The organism is Mesorhizobium sp. CA5, from assembly GCF_020165105.1.
Taxonomy (GTDB): domain Bacteria; phylum Pseudomonadota; class Alphaproteobacteria; order Rhizobiales; family Rhizobiaceae; genus Mesorhizobium.
This window is the reverse complement of record NZ_JAIUHJ010000030.1, coordinates 15,370-35,066: the sequence shown is the minus strand read 5'-3', so window position 1 is coordinate 35,066 and position 19,697 is coordinate 15,370. Positions and strand designations below refer to the sequence as shown.

Genomic DNA, 19,697 nt, shown 5'->3' with positions numbered 1-19,697 from the left:
GCCAGACCAGAAGGAACCATCATGGCTTATGACGTCGTAATCATCGGATCGGGACCGGGCGGCTATGTCTGCGCCATCAAGGCGGCGCAGCTCGGGCTGAAGACGGCGGTGGTCGAGAAGAACGCCACCTTCGGCGGCACCTGCCTCAACATCGGCTGCATTCCCTCGAAGGCATTGCTCTATGCTTCCGAGATGTTCGCCGAGGCCGGCCATGCTTTCGATACGCTCGGCATCGAGCTGCCGTCGCCGAAGCTCAATCTGAAGAAGATGATGGCGCATAAGGACGCGACGGTCGCGTCCAACGTCAACGGCGTTGCCTTTCTGTTCAAGAAGAACAAGATCGATTCCTTTCGCGGCACCGGCAAGGTGGTTTCCGCCGGCAAGGTTTCGGTGACCGGCGAGGACGGCAAGGTCGAGGAAATCGAGACCAAGAACATCGTCATCGCCACCGGCTCGGATGTCGCCGGCATTCCGGGCGTCAAGGTCGATTTCGACGAGAAGGCGATCGTCTCCTCCACCGGCGCGCTGTCGCTGGCCAAGGTGCCCGCCAGCCTCGTCGTCGTCGGCGGCGGCGTCATCGGGCTGGAGCTCGGCTCGGTGTGGGCCAGGCTCGGCGCCAAGGTCACGGTCGTCGAGTTCCTCGACAACATTCTCGGCGGCATGGACGGCGAGGTGTCGAAGCAGTTCCAGCGGCTGCTCTCCAAGCAGGGTTTCGAGTTCAAGCTCGGCGCCAAGGTCACCGGCGTCGCCAAGGTCAAGAAGGGCGCCAGCGTCACCTTCGAGCCGGTCAAGGGCGGCGCGGCCGAAACCATCGAGGCGGATGTCGTGCTGGTCGCCACCGGGCGGCGCCCCTATGCCGACAGCCTGGGGCTGAAGGAAGCCGGCGTCGAGGTCGACGAGCGCGGCCGCGTCAAGACCGACGGGCATCTCAGGACCAATGTACCCGGCATTTATGCCATCGGCGACGTCATTGCCGGGCCGATGCTGGCGCACAAGGCCGAGGACGAAGGCGTCGCGGTGGCCGAGACGATCGCCGGCCAGGCCGGCCATGTGAACTACGACGTCATCCCGAGCGTCGTCTACACCAGCCCGGAAATCGCTTCGGTCGGCAAGACCGAGGAAGAGCTGAAGAAGGCCGGCATCGACTACAAGGCCGGGAAATTCCCGTTCAGCGCCAATGGCCGCGCGCGCGCCATGCTGCACACTGACGGCTTCGTGAAGATCCTGGCCGACCAACAAAGCGACCGCGTGCTCGGCGTCCACATCGTCGGCTTCGGCGCCGGCGAGATGATCCACGAGGCGGCGGTGCTGATGGAGTTCGGCGGCTCCTCGGAAGACCTGGCGCGGACCTGCCACGCGCATCCGACGATGTCGGAAGCGGTGAAGGAAGCGGCGCTGGCGACGTTCCTCAAGCCGATTCATATTTAGCTGCGCACCAGCGCCATCGCTTCGGCCCTAGGGCGAAGCAAGGAGCGAAGCGACGCGCGTAGACCCCAGGATCATGCCGTGACGCTAAGGCATTGCGACAGTTGCAGAATTTTGCGCTGTTGCGCTAGTCGCGGCATGGATACCCGGGTCAAGCCCGGGTATGACGAAGGCCGCCGTAGTTGCCCCCAACCAAAACGGCCCGCCCATCGGCGGGCCGTTTGTCGTCAAGCTGCAGCCCGGTTACTGAGCCGGCGCAGGTGCCGGAGCCGGCGCAGGGGTCGGCGCGGGCGCAGGCGCCGGAGTTGGCGCGGGAGCCGGGGTAGGCGCCGGAGTTGGCTCAGGGGCTGGGGCAGGCGTTGCAGGCGCCGGAGCCGGCGTGCTGGCCGCCGGCGGCTCAGCCGGGGCGGGCGCATGCTCGCCGCCGCTTCTGCCAAAGACATAATACGCAACCACGGCCAGGATAATGACGACAAGGGCGATCAGCCACCCGCTGCCGCCACCACCGCCGCGCGTTGGGGGAGGCGTGCTCGAAGGGGTGTAGGGATCGTTAGGGTTCGCCATGAAACGTGTCCTCCTTGGATGAAAGTCATCAAAATAACAGCCATCAACGCGCTGAGCCCGCATCGGGTTTCACGCGAACGGACGGAAAGCGCTGAAAAACCGGCGTTTTCAGGTCCGCCAGCCGCCAGACGACTCAGTTGACGGCGGTAACACTATACCCTGCCTTGCGAAAATCCTCGACCAGTCCTTCCGGACCGGGCAGATGCATGGCGCCGACGGCCATGAAGACGTTGCCCTTGGCCAGAATCGGCCCGGCATGCGCCGCCATCACCTTGTTGCGGCTGGTGATCATGGTCTGCTCGAAGGCGGCATAGCCGGCCTTGTCGTCCGCCGTCTCCGGCAGCACGGCGCGGAACAGCGGCCAGAACATGCCGACCTCGCCACGCTGGTAGAGCACGATCATCGTCTCGTTGACGTCGTTCACCTTGTCGCCGAGCTTCATCGTCTCGACCAGGCTCTTCATGTGGAATTCGATCGGCAGCGAAGCCATGGCGCGCAATTGATCAACGGCGGTTTCGAGCCCTTCGACGTCCTTTCCCGAAGCCTTGGCGTCCGAGGCAAGCTTGACGTCCAGCACGGGTTCGCCGGCGCTCTGGCGCGCCACCTCGCAGGCCGGCAACGCCATCATCGCCGACAGGATCCACGGCTTCATCTTGGCGACCGTCGCCGGCGGGATGCCGCGCGCGTCGAGCCCCTTGTCCAGCGCCGCCGCGTCGTCCGGCGACAAGAGCGACGACAGGGTGGTGTTGTCGGTGAACATCATCAGGCCGGGTTCGCTGGCCATCGCGGCCATCATCTTGGCCTTGTCCATTGCGTCGGTGGTTTCAATGACGATTGTGCCGGCGCCGTCATAGGCTTTCTGCGCTGCGGCCGGCAGCGTCGTGACGCGCGTATCGGTCATGTGCATGGTGCCGAACAGATAGGACGGTTTTTCTCCGGGCTTCTCCAGCTTCCACAGCAGGCCCTTGCCGTTGGGTACGGCCGCGGCCTCGGTCTCGACCTTCTTGAAGGCGGCGGGATCGTTCTTCTCCAGCGCCGTCAACAGATCGGCGCCGGCGCAATTGGGCGCTGCGGCAAGCGCCCGGCCGGCAAGCAGCAGGACGGCCAGGAAAGACAAGAAGAACAGCAGGTTGAGCGCTGCAAGCAGCTTCAACGAGACCAGGGCCGCGCGGTCGGCGATGGCGATGACGCGTTTCATGAAGAAGCATCTTAGCGCCGAAAAGCGGCAAAACGGTTAATCGGATCGGGGAAATTGTCTTCGGTCGGTTCTGGTTTGCGGCGTAGACGTTCTGCGGGTTGGCGACGCGTATGGACATGGCGCGCCTTGGTGGTTAGCGGAAACGCCCATCACGTCGTCATCCACGGGCGGAGCAAGGAGCGAAGCGACGCGCGCAGACCCGAGGATCCATGCCGTGCCTTCAAAGCGCCGCTGCGGCCCAGAATTCTGCACCGTTGCACCCCACGGCCTAGTGCACGGCATGGGATTCCAGGGTCTGCGCGCGTCGCTCCGCTCCTTGCTTCGCCCTAGAATGACGAGTTCGGAGGGCTCCGAATGGCCTCAGAAGCGATCACGCCCTTGGATGCGCCTTCTCGTAGATGTCGAGCAGCCTCGCGGTGTCGACGCCGGTGTAGATCTGGGTGGTCGACAGGCTGGCGTGGCCGAGCAGTTCCTGGATGGTGCGCAGGTCGCCGCCGCGGCCGAGCAGATGAGTGGCGAAGGAATGCCGCAAGGCATGCGGCGTCGCGGTGTCGGGCAGGTTGAGCGCCGAGCGCAGCTTCGCCATCTCGCGCTGGACGATGGCTGGGTTGAGCGGGCCGCCACGGGCGCCACGGAACAGCGGGCCGTCGGGACCAATATGGAAAGGGCAGAGCCGGCGGTATTCGGCAACCGCCTTGCGGGCCACCGGCAGCACCGGCACCAGCCGCGTCTTGCCGCCCTTGCCGGTGACGCGCAGCACACTGTCGGCTTCCGTTGCGAGGTCGGCGCCGGTCAGGCCCAGCGCCTCGGAGATGCGCAGGCCGGAGCCGTAGAGCAGCGTCAGCACGGCGGCGTTGCGTGCGGCGATCCACGGCTCTTCCGCCAGTTGGCCCTCCATCGCCACGACCTGCCTGGCGTCGCTTGCCGTCAGCGGCTTGGGCAGCGATTTCGGCTGGCGCGGCGCGCGCAGGGCTGCGGCGCCTGCCGCGTTGACCATCCCGCGTTTTTCGAGAAAGCGCAGCAGCGAGCGGATGCCGGCAAGGCCGCGCCCCAGCGTGCGGGCGCCAGCGCCTTCATTGCGCCGCGCAGCGAGGAAGCCGCGCAGATCGGCCGGCCGCAGGTCCGCGATGTCGGAGATACCCGGCGCGCCGCCGCAATGGCCGGTCAAGAAGTGCAGGAACTGGCGGGTGTCGCGCTCATAGGCCTCGACCGTCTCCGGCGACAGGCGGCGCTCATGCGCCAGCGTTTTCAGCCAGGTCTCGCGGGCCGCCTGAAGGTCGGGTTTTGCCGGGATGAGGAATTCCTGCATGGGCTTTTTCCGTTTTTGGCAGTTTCGGACGTGCGGGTTAGGAAGCGGTGAAGAGGCCGTCATTGAAATGACGGCTTGAGGGGATTAGAGCAGGGCAAAGGAAGCGCCACCGATGCCGAAGCTCGAAAACCCCGTACAGATGGCCGTGATCGGTGCCGCGCACGGCATCAAGGGCGAATTGCGGGTGAAAACCTTCACCGGAGACCCGCTGGCGCTGGCCGATTACGGCCCGCTTTATGCCAGGGACGGCCGCGCCTTCCAGATCACCGATATCAGACCTGCCGGGACTGTGGTGGTCGTGCGCTTCAAGGGCGTCGGTGACCGCAACGCCGCCGAGGCGCTGGCCGGCACCGAGCTTTTCGTCGACCGCTCGGTGCTGCCCGACGACGGCGAGGAGGACGAGTTCTATCACGCCGATCTCATCGGCCTCGATGTCAGGGATGATACGGGCGTCATCGGCAGGGTCGTCGCCGTGCATAATTTTGGTGGCGGCGACATACTCGACGTCACGCTTGCCGGTCGCAAGGGCGTGCTGATCCCGTTCACGCAGGCCGCGGTGCCGCATGTCTCGATCGCCGACGGTTTCGTCGAGGTCAACCCTCAGGCGGCGGGGCTGGTCGAAGACGAAGAAGGCGACGAAGCGCCCAGGGATGTCGGATTCGATCCAAAGGGTCGGCCGCGCGGACCGAAGGATGCCGGGGGCAATCGGTGAGCTTTGCCGCCTCGGTGCTGACGCTCTATCCGGAGATGTTTCCGGGCGCACTCGGCCTGTCGCTGGCCGGCCGCGCGCTGGAAGTCGGAACTTGGTCGCTCGAAGCGATCCAGATCCGCGATTTCGCCACCGACAAGCACCGCACCGTCGACGACACGCCGGCCGGCGGCGGCGCCGGCATGGTGATGCGCGCCGACGTGCTGGCCAAGGCCATCGACCATGCCTCGCCGCCGGGCGACGAGCGCCCAAGGCTGCTGATGAGCCCGCGCGGCAAACCGCTGACCCAGGCGCGTGTGCGCGAGCTCGCCGCCGGGCCGGGCGTGGTCGTCCTGTGCGGCCGCTTCGAAGGTGTCGACCAGCGGCTGATCGAGGCGCGAGAACTGGAAGAGGTCTCGATCGGCGATTTCATCCTGTCGGGCGGCGAGCCGGCAGCACTTGTGCTGCTCGATGCCGTGGTGCGGCTACTGCCGGGCGTCATGGGCAATGCGGTGTCCGGCGAGGAAGAAAGTTTCGAGAACGGGCTGCTAGAGCATCCGCACTACACGCGGCCGCAGGAGTTCGAAGGCAGGTCGATTCCCGACGTGCTGATTTCCGGCAACCACAAGAAGATTGCCGAATGGCGGCGCGCGGAGGCCGAGAAGCTGACACGGGAGCGGCGGCCAGATTTGCTGCGCGCTCAGCCCTTGGTGAAATAATAAAAGGCCAGGAACAGGCCGACGGCGACGACGAAGCCGCGCACGAGATTTTGCGGCACGCGCTTGGCGATCCAGACGCCGGCATAGCCGCCGAGCGCGCCGCCCGGGATCATGACGATCGCCTGCGGCCAGGCGACGACGCCGCCCGAAACGAAGACCAGGATGGCGATGGCCGCGATGACCACGGCCAGCATGTTCTTCAGCGCGTTGAGCCGGTGGTAGTCGCCGGCCTGCGTCAGGCCGAGCGTCGCCAGCATCATGACGCCCATGCCGGCGCCGAAGAAGCCGCCATAGACGGAGGTCGCGAACTGAGCGAGCGATCCGGCGAATGAGCCGACCTTGGCTTCGGCGCCGGGCTTGGGCGCCGGTTTCAGCCACGGCCCGGCGGCGAACAGCGCGGTGGCGGCGATCAGCAGCCAGGGCACCAGGGCGCGGAAAGATGGATTGGAGAGCGCAAGCAGGATGAGCGAGCCGGCCAGTGCGCCCAAGGCGGAGATGACGCAGAGCAACAGCGCCTGGCGCCAGAAATGCCTGATGTCGTCGAGATAGGCTAGCGTCGAGGTGATATAGCCGGGAAACTGCGTCACCGAGGAGGTGGCATTGGCGACAATCGGCGGCAGGCCGACCAGCGTCATGGCGCCGAAGGTGACGAAGGTGCCGCCGCCGGCGACGGCATTGACCGCGCCGGAGACAAAGCCTGAGAGAAAGAGCAAGGCGGCATCGAAGAAAGTCATTTTCCCCGCTTAGGAAGCTTGCGAGCCGCGCGCAACCCGGCACGGCCGCAGTAAGTGTGGGCCATGGGCGCAAAAATATGCCTCAAAGCCCTTGTCTTGGTGCATGTCGTGGTGCCGGAACCGCGCACACTTCCGGGCGACATGCATTAGGGCGTGACAAAGCGGCAAAATGGCTGTATGTGCCCGCCCGAACCGGAAGAACGATCTTTCGGGCCCGTCAACAAGTGCGGTGTAGCCGTCCCTGCCCGATGTTTCGACAAAGGGCATAGCCGAGCGGTCATTGGAACTGCAAGGCGAGTTGAGGACGCTCTGACTGTCGGAAGAACAAGAAGTGGATATTTGAGATGGATCTCATCCGTCAGCTCGAGGCCGAACAGGCCGCCAAGATCGAAGCCAAGCGCAAGCTGCCCGAATTCCAGCCGGGCGACACCGTGCGCGTCCAGGTGCGCGTCACCGAAGGCACCCGCACCCGCGTCCAGGCCTATGAGGGCGTCGTCATCGCCCGCGCCGGCTCGGGCTTCCAGGAGAATTTCACCGTACGCAAGATTTCCTACGGCGAAGGCGTGGAGCGCGTTTTCCCGGTCTACTCGCCGATGGTCGAGGGTGTCGAGATCGTGCGCCGCGGCAAGGTTCGCCGCGCCAAGCTCTATTATCTGCGCGACCGTCGCGGCAAGTCGGCCCGCATTTCGGAAAATACCGGCGTGCGCGCCCGCAAGCTGAACGATGAAGAGCGCGACGCGCTGAACGCCGAGCGCGCCCGCATCGAGGCCGAAAAGGTCGCCGCCGCCCAGGCGCTGGCCGCTGAGACGGCCGCCAAGGAAGCCGCCGAGAAGAAGGCTGCCGCCGAGGCCGCTTCGGCCGAATAAGGTTTTTGCGAGACAGGTTTCGGAAAGGCGGCTTCGGCCGCCTTTTTCGTTGTGCAGCTGTCGCAAGCGTGCGGAATTTGATCGAAGCCTTCGCGTTTCGAAACCATCCTTGAAGAGCACTGGATTGCGCGTTCACGCGCCGCGGCAGTGCGGAGCGGCTTGCAAGGCGCATGCGGCAAGCTAAAGTCGGCGCCGGATTTTCTCTTGGCGCGTGAACATCGCGCGGCCAATCATCTTCGGGGAGTTTGTCATGACCAAGTCGAAACTGCTGCTGGCCGCCATGGTGGCCTGGCTTCTCGCGCCTGTCGCGGCGCTCGCCGATACCCTACCCGATCTCGGCGGCAGGAAGGTCGTGGTGGTGACGGAAAACGCCTATCCGCCGCTGCAGTTCATCGACAAGAAGACCGGCAAGCAGATCGGCTGGGAATATGACGCGATGGACGAGATCGCCAAGCGGCTGAACTTCAAGGTCGAATACCAGAGCACCTCCTGGGACGCGATGATCCAGGCGGTCTCCGACAACCAGTACAACATCGGCATGACCGGCATCACCATCAAGGACGACCGCAAGGAGAAGGTCGACTTTTCCGATCCCTATATGCGCTCGGAGCAGTTCATGCTGGTGCGCGGCGACGAAAGCCGCTTCACCGACGCCAAGAGCTTCGCCGCCTTCAAGGACGGGCTGATCGGCGCCCAGCCCGGTACCACGCCCTTCTACACCGCCGTCTACAGCGTGCTCGACGGCAATGAGCAGAACCCGCGCATAAAGCTGTTCGAGACCTTTGGGGCAACCGTGCAGGCGCTGAAATCGGGCGACGTCGACATGGTGCTCACCGACGGCACCGCCGGCCAGGGCTATGTCGATGCCTCCGAAGGCAAGCTCAAGCTGATCGGCGGACCGCTCGGCACCGAGGATTTCGGGTTCATCTTCCCGAAGGGCTCGGACCTGGTGAAGCCAGTCAATGCCGCCATCGCCGCGCTCAAGGCCGACGGCACGTTCGACAAGCTCAACAAGAAGTGGTTCCTCGATTACAAGATGGGGCAGTGAACTCGTCTTGTTGCGCGCAGTGAGTTTGCAGGAAATTGCGCTCACCTTGCGCCAAGTCCCCCCTCTCTGCCCTGCCGGCCATCTCCCCCTCAAGGGGGGAGATTGGATGTCGCGCCGGCTTTCGCTAATCTCCAACGCTGTAGGCTGGGCGGTGAGGCCGAAGCTGCCAATCTCCCCCCTTGAGGGGGAGATGTCCGGCAGGACAGAGAGGGGTCTCGTAGAGCGCTGCCATCGCAAAAATAGCTGCGATGGCATCGCCTGATGCCACCCGCGTCCACCTCCAAAGCCGAATTCCCCTGGTGGCTGGCGGCCGCCCTCGTTCTGGCACTGGCCGCCGCTGTCGCCATCGCCTCCAGCGACCTCTATGCGCAAGTCTTCGCCACCGTCGCCAAGGGCATCGGCATCACCATCTTCGTCACTGCGGTCGCTTTCGCTTTAGCCTCCGCCTTCGGGCTCGGCATCGCGCTGATGGCGCTGTCGGGATCGCAGTGGCTGCGCCAGACCGCGCGCTTCTATGTCGAGATCATCCGCGGCGTGCCGATCCTGGTGCTGTTGTTCTGGATCGCCTTTGCTGGCGCGCCGGCCTTCGTCGCCGCCTGGAATGCGCTGACCGCGCCGCTGCAGGGCGCCGGCCTGATCGGCGAGCTGCTGGTGCGCGACGTCTCGCTGCTCTGGCGCGCCATCATGGCTTTGACCATCGGCTACTCGGCCTTCATCTCGGAAGTGTTCCGCGCCGGCATCCAATCGGTCGAGAAGGGCCAGATCGAGGCGGCCAAGGCGCTCGGGCTCAGCCGAGTCCAGCGCTTCCGGCTGATCGTCTTCCCGCAGGCGATCCGCACCATCCTGCCGCCGCTCGGCAACGACTTCGTCGCCATGGTCAAGGATTCCTCGCTGGTCTCGGTGCTCGGCGTCGCCGACATCACCCAGATGGGCAAGGTCTATGCCGCGGGCTCCTTCCGCTTCTTCGAGACCTATTCGATCGTCGCCTATATCTACCTGATCCTCACCGTCGGCCTGTCGCTGGCACTGCGGGCGCTGGAACAGCGGCTACGTCGCCAGTATCAGGAATAGCCGGCTGGAAAGTCCGCTACCTCTTTGTTTGACGCAATTCCGGACGGAAAACCGGTTCCCACTTTTCCTGGAGTTGCTCTAGCTTGGGTCATGTGCATCCGGCGGAGGAGACGCCCATGAATTTCGACAAGGCCAATGCGGCGCTGGATTCCGTCTATTCGGCCGACTCGCCGGAAGGGCTCGCAAAGGCCTATGCCGACTGGGCGGCGACCTACGACAGCGAGACCGCCTCGCTGGGCTACCTTCTGCCTTTCCTCATCGCCGCCTGGGTGGCGCGGCACGTGCCGGCGGGCGAAGGTCCGCTGCTCGACGCCGGCTGCGGCACGGGCCTGTCGGGGCCGTCGCTGAAGGCTCTGGGCTACGGCGACATCGCCGGGCTCGACCTCTCCGACGACATGCTGAAGATCGCCGGCAGCCGCCAGGCCGGAAGCAAACCGGCCTATAGCGAGCTGAAGAAGGCGATGCTCGGGGGCCCGCTGCCCTGGCCCGACCGGCATTTCCGCGCCTTCTTCTCGACCGGCGTCTTCACCATCGGCCACGCGCCGGCTTCCGGCCTGCATGAGCTGGTGCGCATCACCAAGAGCGGCGGCCACGCCATCTTCACCGTGCGCGACCAGGTTTTCGAGAGCGGTGGCTTCCAGGCAGTGTTCGACGAGCTGGCAGAGGCGAGGAAATGGCGCCTGGTCGAGGAAAGTCCGTGGTTCCGCTGCTATGCCATCGGCGATCCGGACGCGCTGGTGAAGACGTTTGTGTTCGAGGTGCTGTGAGCGCAGCCTTCCCCTTCTCCCCTTGTGGGAGAAGTGGCCGCGAAGCGGCCGGATGAGCGGTGCTCCAGGGAACGCCGACGCCCCAATTCGCTGGAACACCCCTCATCCGTCTCGGCGCTACGCGCCGATCCACCTTCTCCCACAAGGGGAGAAGGGGAAGTCGTGCTGATTGCCGAAAAGCCAAAACATTGCTATCTACCGCGCCATGGAAAAGCTTTTCAGCGATCCGGCCTATAAAGGTTTCGTGCTGCAGGACAGAAAGCGCCTGCCGTCGCGATTTTCCGCGCGGGTCTGTGGCGCGCTCACCAGCCGACTTCGCTGAACCGACCGATCGCAGTCGTCGCGCCGGATTGCCGGCGTCCTTTTCCCATTCTCATATCGACGGATTTACGCACATGAGCGCACCGCGCACCCTCTACGACAAGATCTTCGACGACCACACGGTCGACCGCCAGGACGACGGCACCTGCCTGCTCTATATCGACCGCCACCTCGTGCACGAGGTCACCAGCCCGCAGGCCTTCGAAGGCCTGCGCATGAGCGGCAGAAAAGTCCGGCATCCGGAAAAGACGCTGGCCGTGGTCGACCACAACGTGCCGACCTCGCCCGAGCGCAAGTTCGGCATCAAGAACGAGGAAAGCCGCATCCAGGTCGAGGCGCTCGCCAGGAATGCCAAGGATTTCGGCATCGATTATTATTCCGAGAACGATATCCGCCAGGGCATCGTCCACATCATCGGGCCCGAGCAAGGCTTCACGCTGCCCGGCATGACCATCGTCTGCGGCGACAGCCATACCTCCACGCATGGCGCGTTCGGCGCGCTTGCGCATGGCATCGGCACGTCCGAGGTCGAGCATGTGCTGGCGACGCAAACGCTGATCCAGCGCAAGGCCAAGAACATGCTGGTGCGCGTCGACGGCCAGCTGCCGGAAGGCGTCACCGCCAAGGACATCATCCTCGCCATCATCGGCGAGATCGGCACCGCCGGCGGCACCGGCTACGTCATTGAATATGCCGGCGAAGCGATCCGCTCGCTGTCGATGGAAGGCCGCATGACGATCTGCAACATGTCGATCGAAGGCGGCGCCCGCGCCGGCCTGATCGCGCCGGACGAGACGACCTTCGCCTATGTCAAGGACAAGCCGCGCGCCCCGAAGGGCGCCGCCTGGGATGCGGCGCTCGCCTATTGGAAGACCCTGCAGTCCGACGAAGGCGCGCATTTCGACAAGGTCGTGGTGCTCGACGCGCAGAAGCTGCCGCCGATCGTCTCCTGGGGTTCTTCGCCCGAGGACGTCGTCTCGGTGCAGGGCACTGTGCCCGATCCGCAAGAGATTGCGGACGAGAACAAGCGCACGTCGAAGATCCGCGCGCTCGACTATATGGGGCTGACGCCCGGAACCAAGATCACCGACATCGAGCTCGACCGCGTCTTCATCGGCTCCTGCACCAACGGCCGCATCGAGGACTTGCGCGCCGCAGCCAAAGTGGTCGAGGGCAAGAAGGTCAACCCGCGCGTCAATGCCATGATCGTGCCGGGTTCGGGCCTGGTCAAGGAACAGGCGGAGGCCGAGGGCCTCGACAAGATCTTCGTCGCCGCCGGCTTCGACTGGCGCGAACCGGGCTGCTCGATGTGCCTGGCCATGAACGACGACCGGCTGAAGCCGCATGAACGCTGCGCCTCGACCTCGAATCGCAATTTCGAGGGCCGGCAGGGCTTCAAGGGCCGTACCCACCTGGTATCGCCGGCAATGGCGGCGGCGGCGGCGATCGCCGGCCACTTCGTCGACATCCGCGACTGGAAGTAACAGCCGGCCGCGTCTCTCAACAAAGGCCCGGACAGGACGTCCGGGCCTTTTGCGTTCAGCGATCTATCTGCGAATGATCTCGTGAAACTCCTCGCGCCGGCCGGGCTCGTCGGCGGCGACGACCAAGGCCAGCTGCCGCTCGTCGAAAATCCTGAACCACTCGTCCCACTCCACGAGTTCGTAGCCGCCGCTGTTGATCGGACGCTCCGGGCGGTCGGTGTCTTCATAGGCCTGCTGCCCGAAAACCAGCCGCAGCATGGGCTGCGTTCCCGCCTCGGGCGAGACGTCGACGATGGCCGGGAAGCCGGCGCGCGCCGCCGCCCAGGAGCGGATTTCATCGTGGTTCGTCAAAGTGATCGTGCCCGCCATCTCGATCGTCTCCCGTCTGGCGTCTCCTGTCTGGCCGGACAACGCCGCTCCGGCAGGCCGGTTCCGCGTGGCATGCGATGTATCTATCGAGACTTAACCGCTTGTTTGGGCTTGCGTCCTAGTATCTCCCGTTGGGTAAGTTGGGAAAAGTCGCAGTCTTTTGGACACCGGTCTGCTCATAGCGCTGCTCAATCCGACGATAGCGCTGGCGCTCGGCGCTGCGTTCCTCGTGCTGTGGTCCTATCAGCGCCATCGACCGTATCTGGCTGTGCTCGGCGCGAGCTACTGCCTGTCGGCGCCGGGTTTCCTGCTGCAATATTTCACGCTTCCGATCGGCGTGGCGCTGACCAAGCTCTTTTCCAACATCTGCTTCACGATCGCGGCCTGCTGCCTCTCCAGCGCGATCATAGCGCGCTACGGGCGGCGCGTGCCCTATGTCGGGATCGGCATCGTGACCGGCGGCGGGCTCGCCGCCTTCATCTGGTTCATGTTCGTCCAGCCGGACCTCACTTGGCGCGTGCTTGTCATGAATTTCGGCTTCGGCGCGCTCAGCCTGCTGGTCGGCGCCGAGCTGAGAACGGTGCGCCACAACGGTCCGACCGAGAAAATCCTGCTCGTGCTGTCGCTGTTTTCGGGGCTGAACTTCATCGCCCGCACGCTGGTCGTCGTCATCGCGCACGGGCCGTTCCCCAGCTATGACGGCTTCTACGGCTCGTCCTACTGGACGACAGCGCTGCTTTCGCACGCGCTGTTGTCGCTGTTGATCGCGCTTAGCCTGTTTACGGCTGCGGCGCTCGACGTGATGAAGACATTGAAGGCCGAGACCCATACCGACCCGCTCTCCGGCATCCTCAACCGCCGCGGCTTCGAGGAGAGGGCGACCCTCTTGCTTGATCAATGCGGCAAGGCCGGCTTTCCCGTCGCGCTGGTGCTTGCCGATCTCGATCACTTCAAGGCGCTGAACGACCAGCATGGGCATGAGGCCGGCGACCGGGTGATCGCCGACTTCGCCGCCAAGCTGCGTTCCGCCACCGGCGCGCGCGGGGCCGCCGGCCGCATCGGCGGCGAAGAGTTCGCCGTGCTTTTGCCGCTGAGCGACCTGGCGTCGGCAAGGCTCTTCGCCGAAGCGATCCGTTCCTTCTATTCGGCCGGCGCGATCGAGGGCCTGCCGCCCGACACGAGGGTCACCGCAAGCTTCGGCGTTGCCGCCCGCACCGGCAGGGAAGGGCTGATGCCGTTAATGCGGCGCGCCGACGAGGCGCTCTACAAAGCCAAGAAGAACGGCCGCGACAGCGTGCGGCTTTCCTATGAGAGACCTGAAACCGCCTTCGCTGCCGAGCCGCTCGCCGTCGGCTGATACATCCAGGCCCGGCGCAACCCCCTGCTAGTCCAGAAGGCGATCGCAACGTTCGCGATTGCCCGAAGCTCCTGCAATTTCGTCATCCTCGGGCTTGACCCGAGGATCCATGCCGTTACCTCCGTCGTAGAATGCTGCGGCGCAAATTCCGTAACCGCCCCAACGCCTTAATGGAACGGCATGGATTCTAGGGTCTGCGCGCGTCGCTCCGCTCCTTGCTTCGCCCTAGAATGACGACAGGCCGGGCCTTGCCGGCCGCGATTGCCTACGCGTGTCAGGCTGTGGCGGCGCCAAACGCGACGATCTTCAGCGGCAAGGATTGAGATTGGGCATCTCGCCGTCGGAAAGCCCGTACATATAGGAGCGGCCCTTGACCAGCACCGGCGGCTGGTAGCAGCCGGGCGCGCCAGCCTCGTCCGCATCGTCATAGATCACATCCGGCTGGCCGCCGGTGTATTGGGAAAGTTCTTTCGCGAGCTTGCCCTCGCCGACGATGATCCGCTTGTAGCCGGCGGCGCTGTCGATGACGAGATTGCCGAAGGAATCGGCATAGACACGGTCATGGTGGCGCAAGCCGGCTTCCGCCGGCGCGGCGATTGCCGTCACCAGCCCCGCGAACGCCGCGGCGGTAACGCCTGCCCGCACTGAATTCGAACGCATGTCGCTCTCCCTTGACCGGCGCGACGGATCGCGCCTGATTCCGGTTCGAATCGGAAATTAACCCTTTCTTAACCTTTGTTAAGAGGCGGGAGGTTTTCGGCGTCGCTTCTTAAGGAACATGGTTAATTTCGAGGGCGGGCTTTCCCGGCGGCGGGGCGGCCTGGCGCAGGGCTGACTCCGGGTCAACTTGATCTTGCGGCGCCGCGTGGCTACAGCGGTCCACCGTTTCACGGAAAGGCAACCGCCTCTCTCTTTGTTTCGACGCAATTCCTGACGGAAGGCTAGGGCGAAAGCGCCCAACCCAACCGTTCACACTTTTCCTGGAATTGCTGTAGCGTGCCGCACACGAAAGGGCAGCGCATGAGCTTTGGGCACATGGTTCGGGTGTCGATCACCATCCCGCTGCTTCTTGCGGCTGCGGCCTGCGTGCCGCAGGACGGCGCGCCGAAGGCGGCGAATGCCGCGGCGCCCGCCGCCTCGCCTGCTCCTCCCCCGCAATCCGTCGCACCCGCGACGACGCCGGCAGCTGCAACGCCCGCCATACCTGCAACGGCCCCGGCAGCCACAACGGCGCCAGTACCTGCGAGGGCGAAGGCGCCTGCAACGCCTGCGCCCGCAACCAGGATCGTCACCGACCTTACCGTGCCGCGTTCCGGCGTCGGCACGGCCACCTACAGATGCGGCAATGGCGGCATGATCACCATCCAGAATCTGGGCAACGCATTGCGCGTCATGCGGCCCGATGGCACGGCCGAAGAGTTCGCGGCCTCGCCCGCCAACCAGAGCAGCCGCTACCAGGAAGCAGCGACCCATGACGCAATCGTGATCGACGGACGCGAGGCGCTGGTGATGAAGAGGGGATCCACCCCGCAGACTTGCAGGCGCTGAGGTGCGACCATATTCGGGAGAGGCCGGCCCGCCCGGATCCCGACGCGCCCGGCCGCCGCATCGGTCATCTGATTGCTGCGCTGCAGCGAACGCTGCGCCGGCTTCGAAACAGCCGCTAATCGATTGAAGCGCGCGGCCCTCAATTTGTCAGACTAAATGATGTTTCCAAAACGATTTTCCGGCTTTGACGCGGTGCAAAAAGAGCATTAGAAACCGGCTGTCCGATGCCATAAATGGGGCGGCAAACGCCGCATTCCCATCGCGGCATTCAGGATGCCGAACTGGGGGAGCCATGAGCAAATCACCAGCCACCCGCGCAGTTGCCAGACGTGAACGGCCGCTCTCGCCGCATCTGACGATCTACCGGCCGCCGATCACGATGACGATGTCGATCATCCATCGCATCACCGGCGGCGCGCTCTATTTCGGGACGCTGCTGGTGGCGGCCTGGCTGATTGCCGCTTCGAGCTCGCAGGCCGCATTCGACTGGGTCAACTGGGCCTTCGGCTCCTGGCTCGGCCGGCTGGTTCTCTTCGGCTACACCTGGGCGCTGATGCACCACATGCTGGGCGGGCTGCGCCACCTCGTCTGGGACACCGGCGCGGGACTGGAAAAACACACCGCGTCCAGGATCGCCTGGGCGACGCTCGCCGGCTCGATCGTGCTGACGCTGCTGATCTGGATCGCCGGCTACATGGCGCGGGGGGCTTTGTGATGAGCGCGGACAATTCGGACATGCGCACGCCGTTGGCGAGAGTGCGGGGCCTGGGCTCGGCGCGCGAGGGCACGCAGCATTTCTGGCGCCAGCGGCTGACGGCGATCGCAAACATACCGCTCATCCTGTTCTTCGTCGGCTTCCTGATCGCGGTCAACGGCCATGACTACGCGGATGTGCGGGCGGCGCTTGCGAACCCGTTCGTGGTGGTCATGCTCGGGCTGGTGCTGATCTCGCCGCTTTACCACATGCGCATCGGCATGCAGGTGATCATCGAGGATTACGTGCATGGCGAGGGCATGAGGCTGGCGCTGCTCGCTCTCAACACCTTCTTCTGCGTGGCAGTCGGCGTCGCTTCGCTGTTTGCCCTGCTCAAACTCGCATTCGGAGGCTGACGTCTTGGCCAACGCAAATACAGCCAGCACGGCTTCCGCCTATACCTTTGTCGACCACAAATTCGACGTCGTCATCGTTGGCGCCGGCGGCGCCGGCCTGCGCGCCACGCTCGGCATGGCCGAGCAGGGGCTGCGCACCGCCTGCATCACCAAAGTGTTCCCGACGCGCTCGCACACCGTCGCCGCGCAGGGCGGCATCGCCGCCTCGCTGTCAAACATGGGGCCGGACTCCTGGCAGTGGCACATGTATGACACCGTCAAGGGCTCGGACTGGCTGGGCGATGTCGACGCCATGGAATACATGGTGCGCGAGGCGCCGGCCGCCGTCTACGAGCTCGAGCATTATGGCGTGCCGTTCTCACGCACCGAAGAGGGCAAGATCTACCAGCGGCCGTTCGGCGGCCATATGATGAACTATGGCGACGGTCCGCCGGTGCAGCGCACCTGTGCGGCCGCCGACCGCACCGGCCACGCCATCCTGCACACGCTCTACGGCCAATCGCTGAAGAACAACGCGCAGTTCTTCATCGAATATTTCGCGCTCGACCTGATCATGGAACCGGACGGCACCTGCACCGGCGTCGTGGCCTGGAACCTCGACGACGGCACAATCCATCGCTTCTCGGCCAAGATGGTGGTGCTGGCGACCGGCGGCTATGGGCGGACCTATTTCTCCGCCACCTCGGCGCATACCTGCACCGGCGACGGCGGCGGCATGGCGGCCAGAGCCGGGCTGCCGTTGCAGGATATGGAGTTCGTGCAGTTCCATCCGACCGGCATCTACGGCGCCGGCTGCCTAATCACCGAGGGCGCGCGCGGCGAAGGCGGCTATCTCGTCAATTCCGAGGGCGAGCGCTTCATGGAGCGCTACGCGCCGTCGGCCAAGGACCTCGCCTCGCGCGACGTCGTCTCGCGCTGCATGACGCTGGAGATCCGCGAGGGCCGCGGCGTCGGCAAGAACAAGGACCACATCTTCCTGCATCTCGACCATCTTGACCCGGCGGTGCTGCACGAGCGGCTGCCGGGTATTTCCGAGTCGGCCAAGATCTTCGCCGGCGTCGACCTCACCAAGGAGCCGATCCCGGTGCTGCCGACGGTGCACTATAATATGGGCGGCGTGCCGACCAATTACTGGGGCGAGGCGCTCAATCCGACCTTCGACAATCCGGACCGCGTGTCGCCCGGCCTGATGGCGGTCGGCGAGGCCGGCTGCGCCTCGGTGCACGGCGCCAACCGGCTCGGCTCCAACTCGCTGATCGACCTCGTCGTGTTCGGCCGCGCGGCGGCGATCCGCGCCGGCCATGTGATCGACCGCAAGTCGGCGATCCCGTCGCCCAACGCGGCCTCGGTCGAGAAGATCATGGAGCGCTTCGACAGGCTGCGCCATGCCAACGGCTCGACGCCGACGGCCGTGCTGCGCGAGAAGATGCAGCGCGCCATGCAGGAAGACGCCGCCGTATTCCGCACGCAGGAATCGCTGGAGAACGGCTGCAGGCGCATTTCGGAACTCTGGGGCGAGCTCAAGGACATCAAGGTCACCGACCGCTCGATGATCTGGAATTCCGACCTCGTCGAGACGCTGGAGCTGGAAAACCTGATGGCCAACGCCATCACCACGGTCTACGGCGCCGAGGCGCGCAAGGAGAGCCGCGGCGCGCATGCGCGCGAGGATTTCTCGGCGCGCGACGACGCCAACTGGCGCAAGCATACGCTGGCCCATCTGAGCGAGGACGGCAAGGTGACGCTGACCTACAGGCCGGTGCATACCGAGCCGCTGCTGGCTGAAAAGGACGGCGGCATCAGCCTGGCCAAGATCGCGCCGAAGGCGCGGGTGTATTGACCATGGCGCAAGCGACCACGGGATATTCCGGCACGCCGCTCCCGGCCAAGCTTGGCCTCAGGGACGGCATGGTCGCCGCTTTCATCGCGCTGCCGCCGGAGCTCGATGCGCTGACCGAGGCGGTGTCCTTTGCCGGCGTCGACAGGCTCGCCGAGTGGTCGGCGATCTCGGGCAGCCGGAAATACGATGCCGTGCACGCCTTCACCCGGCAGCGCGCCGAGGTCGAGGACGGCCTGGCCGGCATCGAGACGGCGATCAAGCGCGACGGCATGGTCTGGGTCTCCTGGCCGAAGAAGGCATCGAAAGTGCCGACCGACGTCACCGAGGACGTCATCCGGTCGGAGGCGCTGAAGCGCGACCTAGTCGACGTCAAGGTCGCCGCTGTGAACGAAATCTGGTCCGGGCTGAAGCTCGTCATCCGAAAGGACCGCAGGTAATGGTCGAACTCACGCTTCCCAGGAACTCGAAGGTCCAGCAAGGCAAGACCTGGCCGAAGCCGGAAGGCGCGACCAAACTGCGCGAATACCGCATCTACCGCTGGTCGCCGGACGATGACGCGAATCCGCGCATGGACACCTATTTCGTCGACATGGACGATTGCGGGCCGATGGTTCTCGACGCGCTGTTGTGGATCAAGAACAAGATCGATCCGACGCTGACGCTGCGCCGTTCCTGCCGCGAAGGCATTTGCGGCTCCTGCGCCATGAACATCGACGGCTCTAACACGCTGGCCTGCACCAAGGGCGTCGAGGACATTTCCGGCGCGGTGAAGATCTATCCGCTGCCGCACATGCCGGTGATCAAGGACCTGGTGCCGGACCTCACCAATTTCTACGCCCAGCACGCCTCGATCGAGCCGTGGCTGAAGACGGTCTCGCCGACGCCCGCCAAGGAATGGCTGCAGAGCCATGAGGACCGCGAGAAACTCGACGGGCTTTACGAATGCATCCTGTGCGCCTGCTGCTCGACCTCCTGCCCGAGCTACTGGTGGAACGGCGACCGTTATCTCGGCCCGGCCACGCTGCTGCAAGCGTACCGCTGGCTGATCGACAGCCGCGACGAGGCGACGGGCGAGCGGCTCGACAATCTCGAAGACCCGTTCCGGCTCTATCGCTGCCACACCATCATGAACTGCGCGCAGGCCTGCCCGAAGGGGCTCAATCCCGCCAAGGCGATCGCCGAGATCAAGAAGATGATGGTGGAGAGAAGGGTATAGTTCTCGCGGCCTTACTCGCAGGTGGCGATCCTTCGCGCCCCCCTCTGTCCTGCCGGACATCTC

The 19,697-nt window shown here is 65.0% G+C and carries 20 protein-coding genes; 15 read left to right on the top strand and 5 right to left on the bottom strand.

All coding sequences use genetic code 11. The features are described from left to right. Positions 1 to 21: 21 nt before the first annotated feature. Positions 22 to 1,428, top strand: coding sequence for a dihydrolipoyl dehydrogenase (gene lpdA, locus LB529_RS27145; protein ID WP_224712802.1), 1,407 nt, complete (start codon positions 22 to 24; stop codon positions 1,426 to 1,428). 694 nt (positions 1,429 to 2,122) lie between these two features. On the opposite strand, the gene LB529_RS27140 is transcribed toward lpdA, so the two are convergent. After that, entirely contained in the window at positions 2,123 to 3,187 is a 1,065-nt protein-coding gene (locus tag LB529_RS27140; RefSeq protein ID WP_224633942.1) for a TraB/GumN family protein, read from the bottom strand. 370 nt (positions 3,188 to 3,557) lie between these two features. Further along, positions 3,558 to 4,496, bottom strand: coding sequence for a tyrosine recombinase XerC (locus LB529_RS27135; RefSeq protein ID WP_095769545.1), 939 nt, complete (start codon positions 4,494 to 4,496; stop codon positions 3,558 to 3,560). A gap of 112 nt (positions 4,497 to 4,608) precedes the next feature. Here LB529_RS27135 and rimM point away from each other — a divergent pair, with 112 nt between their 5' ends. Both rimM and trmD read left to right on the top strand, forming a co-directional pair. Next, a complete protein-coding gene (gene rimM, locus LB529_RS27130; RefSeq protein ID WP_224712801.1) occupies positions 4,609 to 5,208 on the top strand; it encodes a ribosome maturation factor RimM in 600 nt (199 codons plus the stop codon). Then, positions 5,205 to 5,903, top strand: coding sequence for a tRNA (guanosine(37)-N1)-methyltransferase TrmD (trmD, locus tag LB529_RS27125; protein ID WP_224712800.1), 699 nt, complete (start codon positions 5,205 to 5,207; stop codon positions 5,901 to 5,903). The genes rimM and trmD overlap by 4 nt, the downstream gene beginning before the upstream one ends. Here trmD and LB529_RS27120 read toward each other — a convergent pair. After that, positions 5,885 to 6,637: a sulfite exporter TauE/SafE family protein gene (locus LB529_RS27120; protein WP_224712799.1), complete on the bottom strand. Its 753-nt coding sequence runs from the start codon at positions 6,635 to 6,637 to the stop codon at positions 5,885 to 5,887. The genes trmD and LB529_RS27120 overlap by 19 nt on opposite strands. A gap of 344 nt (positions 6,638 to 6,981) precedes the next feature. Here LB529_RS27120 and rplS point away from each other — a divergent pair, with 344 nt between their 5' ends. From rplS to leuC, 5 genes are all read left to right on the top strand, one after another. Continuing rightward, positions 6,982 to 7,503 carry a 50S ribosomal protein L19 gene (gene rplS, locus LB529_RS27115; RefSeq protein WP_095769549.1) on the top strand — a complete coding sequence of 174 codons (522 nt, stop codon included), beginning with the start codon at positions 6,982 to 6,984 and terminating at the stop codon, positions 7,501 to 7,503. Between the two features lie 250 nt (positions 7,504 to 7,753). Then, positions 7,754 to 8,551, top strand: coding sequence for a transporter substrate-binding domain-containing protein (locus LB529_RS27110; protein ID WP_224712798.1), 798 nt, complete (start codon positions 7,754 to 7,756; stop codon positions 8,549 to 8,551). 261 nt (positions 8,552 to 8,812) lie between these two features. After that, positions 8,813 to 9,622: an amino acid ABC transporter permease gene (locus LB529_RS27105; protein WP_224712797.1), complete on the top strand. Its 810-nt coding sequence runs from the start codon at positions 8,813 to 8,815 to the stop codon at positions 9,620 to 9,622. Positions 9,623 to 9,738: 116 nt separating this feature from the next. After that, a complete protein-coding gene (locus tag LB529_RS27100) occupies positions 9,739 to 10,389 on the top strand; it encodes a class I SAM-dependent DNA methyltransferase (RefSeq protein WP_224712796.1) in 651 nt (216 codons plus the stop codon). A gap of 395 nt (positions 10,390 to 10,784) precedes the next feature. After that, entirely contained in the window at positions 10,785 to 12,194 is a 1,410-nt protein-coding gene (gene leuC / locus LB529_RS27095; RefSeq protein WP_224601896.1) for a 3-isopropylmalate dehydratase large subunit, read from the top strand. 63 nt (positions 12,195 to 12,257) lie between these two features. Here the strand turns inward: leuC and LB529_RS27090 are convergent, their stop codons facing one another. After that, complete coding sequence (locus tag LB529_RS27090; protein WP_095769553.1) at positions 12,258 to 12,563, bottom strand: hypothetical protein; 306 nt, start codon at positions 12,561 to 12,563, stop codon at positions 12,258 to 12,260. Between the two features lie 160 nt (positions 12,564 to 12,723). Here LB529_RS27090 and LB529_RS27085 point away from each other — a divergent pair, with 160 nt between their 5' ends. After that, positions 12,724 to 13,920 (top strand): sensor domain-containing diguanylate cyclase, encoded by a 1,197-nt coding sequence (locus LB529_RS27085; RefSeq protein ID WP_224712795.1) that lies wholly within the window; start codon positions 12,724 to 12,726, stop codon positions 13,918 to 13,920. A 306-nt stretch (positions 13,921 to 14,226) separates the two neighbouring features. Here the strand turns inward: LB529_RS27085 and LB529_RS27080 are convergent, their stop codons facing one another. Then, on the bottom strand, positions 14,227 to 14,580 hold the full coding sequence (locus tag LB529_RS27080) for a hypothetical protein (RefSeq protein ID WP_224712794.1): 354 nt from the start codon (positions 14,578 to 14,580) through the stop codon (positions 14,227 to 14,229). 360 nt (positions 14,581 to 14,940) lie between these two features. On the opposite strand from LB529_RS27080, the gene LB529_RS27075 reads away from it, so the two are divergent. From LB529_RS27075 to LB529_RS27050, 6 genes are all read left to right on the top strand, one after another. Continuing rightward, on the top strand, positions 14,941 to 15,468 hold the full coding sequence (locus LB529_RS27075; RefSeq protein WP_224712793.1) for a hypothetical protein: 528 nt from the start codon (positions 14,941 to 14,943) through the stop codon (positions 15,466 to 15,468). 292 nt (positions 15,469 to 15,760) lie between these two features. Continuing rightward, positions 15,761 to 16,183, top strand: coding sequence for a succinate dehydrogenase, cytochrome b556 subunit (gene sdhC / locus LB529_RS27070; protein ID WP_140545485.1), 423 nt, complete (start codon positions 15,761 to 15,763; stop codon positions 16,181 to 16,183). Then, complete coding sequence (gene sdhD, locus LB529_RS27065) at positions 16,183 to 16,578, top strand: succinate dehydrogenase, hydrophobic membrane anchor protein (RefSeq protein WP_224712792.1); 396 nt, start codon at positions 16,183 to 16,185, stop codon at positions 16,576 to 16,578. Before sdhC ends, sdhD begins: the two co-directional genes overlap by 1 nt. Before the next feature lie 4 nt (positions 16,579 to 16,582). Beyond that, positions 16,583 to 18,418, top strand: coding sequence for a succinate dehydrogenase flavoprotein subunit (gene sdhA / locus LB529_RS27060; RefSeq protein ID WP_224601905.1), 1,836 nt, complete (start codon positions 16,583 to 16,585; stop codon positions 18,416 to 18,418). 2 nt (positions 18,419 to 18,420) lie between these two features. Continuing rightward, complete coding sequence (locus LB529_RS27055) at positions 18,421 to 18,855, top strand: DUF3052 family protein (protein WP_095769560.1); 435 nt, start codon at positions 18,421 to 18,423, stop codon at positions 18,853 to 18,855. After that, on the top strand, positions 18,855 to 19,634 hold the full coding sequence (locus tag LB529_RS27050) for a succinate dehydrogenase iron-sulfur subunit (protein WP_224532146.1): 780 nt from the start codon (positions 18,855 to 18,857) through the stop codon (positions 19,632 to 19,634). The genes LB529_RS27055 and LB529_RS27050 overlap by 1 nt, the downstream gene beginning before the upstream one ends. Positions 19,635 to 19,697: the final 63 nt, after the last annotated feature.

Excerpts from the sequence above, each read along its gene's own strand:
- sdhC (WP_140545485.1), top strand. The coding sequence starts at position 15,761 with ATGAGCAAATCACCAGCCACCCGCGCAGTTGCCAGACGTGAACGGCCG.
- rimM (WP_224712801.1), top strand. The coding sequence starts at position 4,609 with ATGCCGAAGCTCGAAAACCCCGTACAGATGGCCGTGATCGGTGCCGCG.
- sdhD (WP_224712792.1), top strand. The coding sequence starts at position 16,183 with ATGAGCGCGGACAATTCGGACATGCGCACGCCGTTGGCGAGAGTGCGG.
- leuC (WP_224601896.1), top strand. The coding sequence starts at position 10,785 with ATGAGCGCACCGCGCACCCTCTACGACAAGATCTTCGACGACCACACG.
- LB529_RS27105 (WP_224712797.1), top strand. The coding sequence starts at position 8,813 with ATGCCACCCGCGTCCACCTCCAAAGCCGAATTCCCCTGGTGGCTGGCG.
- LB529_RS27090 (WP_095769553.1), bottom strand. The coding sequence starts at position 12,563 with ATGGCGGGCACGATCACTTTGACGAACCACGATGAAATCCGCTCCTGG.
- LB529_RS27120 (WP_224712799.1), bottom strand. The coding sequence starts at position 6,637 with ATGACTTTCTTCGATGCCGCCTTGCTCTTTCTCTCAGGCTTTGTCTCC.
- rplS (WP_095769549.1), top strand. The coding sequence starts at position 6,982 with ATGGATCTCATCCGTCAGCTCGAGGCCGAACAGGCCGCCAAGATCGAA.
- LB529_RS27075 (WP_224712793.1), top strand. The coding sequence starts at position 14,941 with ATGAGCTTTGGGCACATGGTTCGGGTGTCGATCACCATCCCGCTGCTT.
- LB529_RS27135 (WP_095769545.1), bottom strand. The coding sequence starts at position 4,496 with ATGCAGGAATTCCTCATCCCGGCAAAACCCGACCTTCAGGCGGCCCGC.
- LB529_RS27110 (WP_224712798.1), top strand. The coding sequence starts at position 7,754 with ATGACCAAGTCGAAACTGCTGCTGGCCGCCATGGTGGCCTGGCTTCTC.
- lpdA (WP_224712802.1), top strand. The coding sequence starts at position 22 with ATGGCTTATGACGTCGTAATCATCGGATCGGGACCGGGCGGCTATGTC.
- LB529_RS27100 (WP_224712796.1), top strand. The coding sequence starts at position 9,739 with ATGAATTTCGACAAGGCCAATGCGGCGCTGGATTCCGTCTATTCGGCC.
- LB529_RS27055 (WP_095769560.1), top strand. The coding sequence starts at position 18,421 with ATGGCGCAAGCGACCACGGGATATTCCGGCACGCCGCTCCCGGCCAAG.
- LB529_RS27080 (WP_224712794.1), bottom strand. The coding sequence starts at position 14,580 with ATGCGTTCGAATTCAGTGCGGGCAGGCGTTACCGCCGCGGCGTTCGCG.
- LB529_RS27050 (WP_224532146.1), top strand. The coding sequence starts at position 18,855 with ATGGTCGAACTCACGCTTCCCAGGAACTCGAAGGTCCAGCAAGGCAAG.
- LB529_RS27140 (WP_224633942.1), bottom strand. The coding sequence starts at position 3,187 with ATGAAACGCGTCATCGCCATCGCCGACCGCGCGGCCCTGGTCTCGTTG.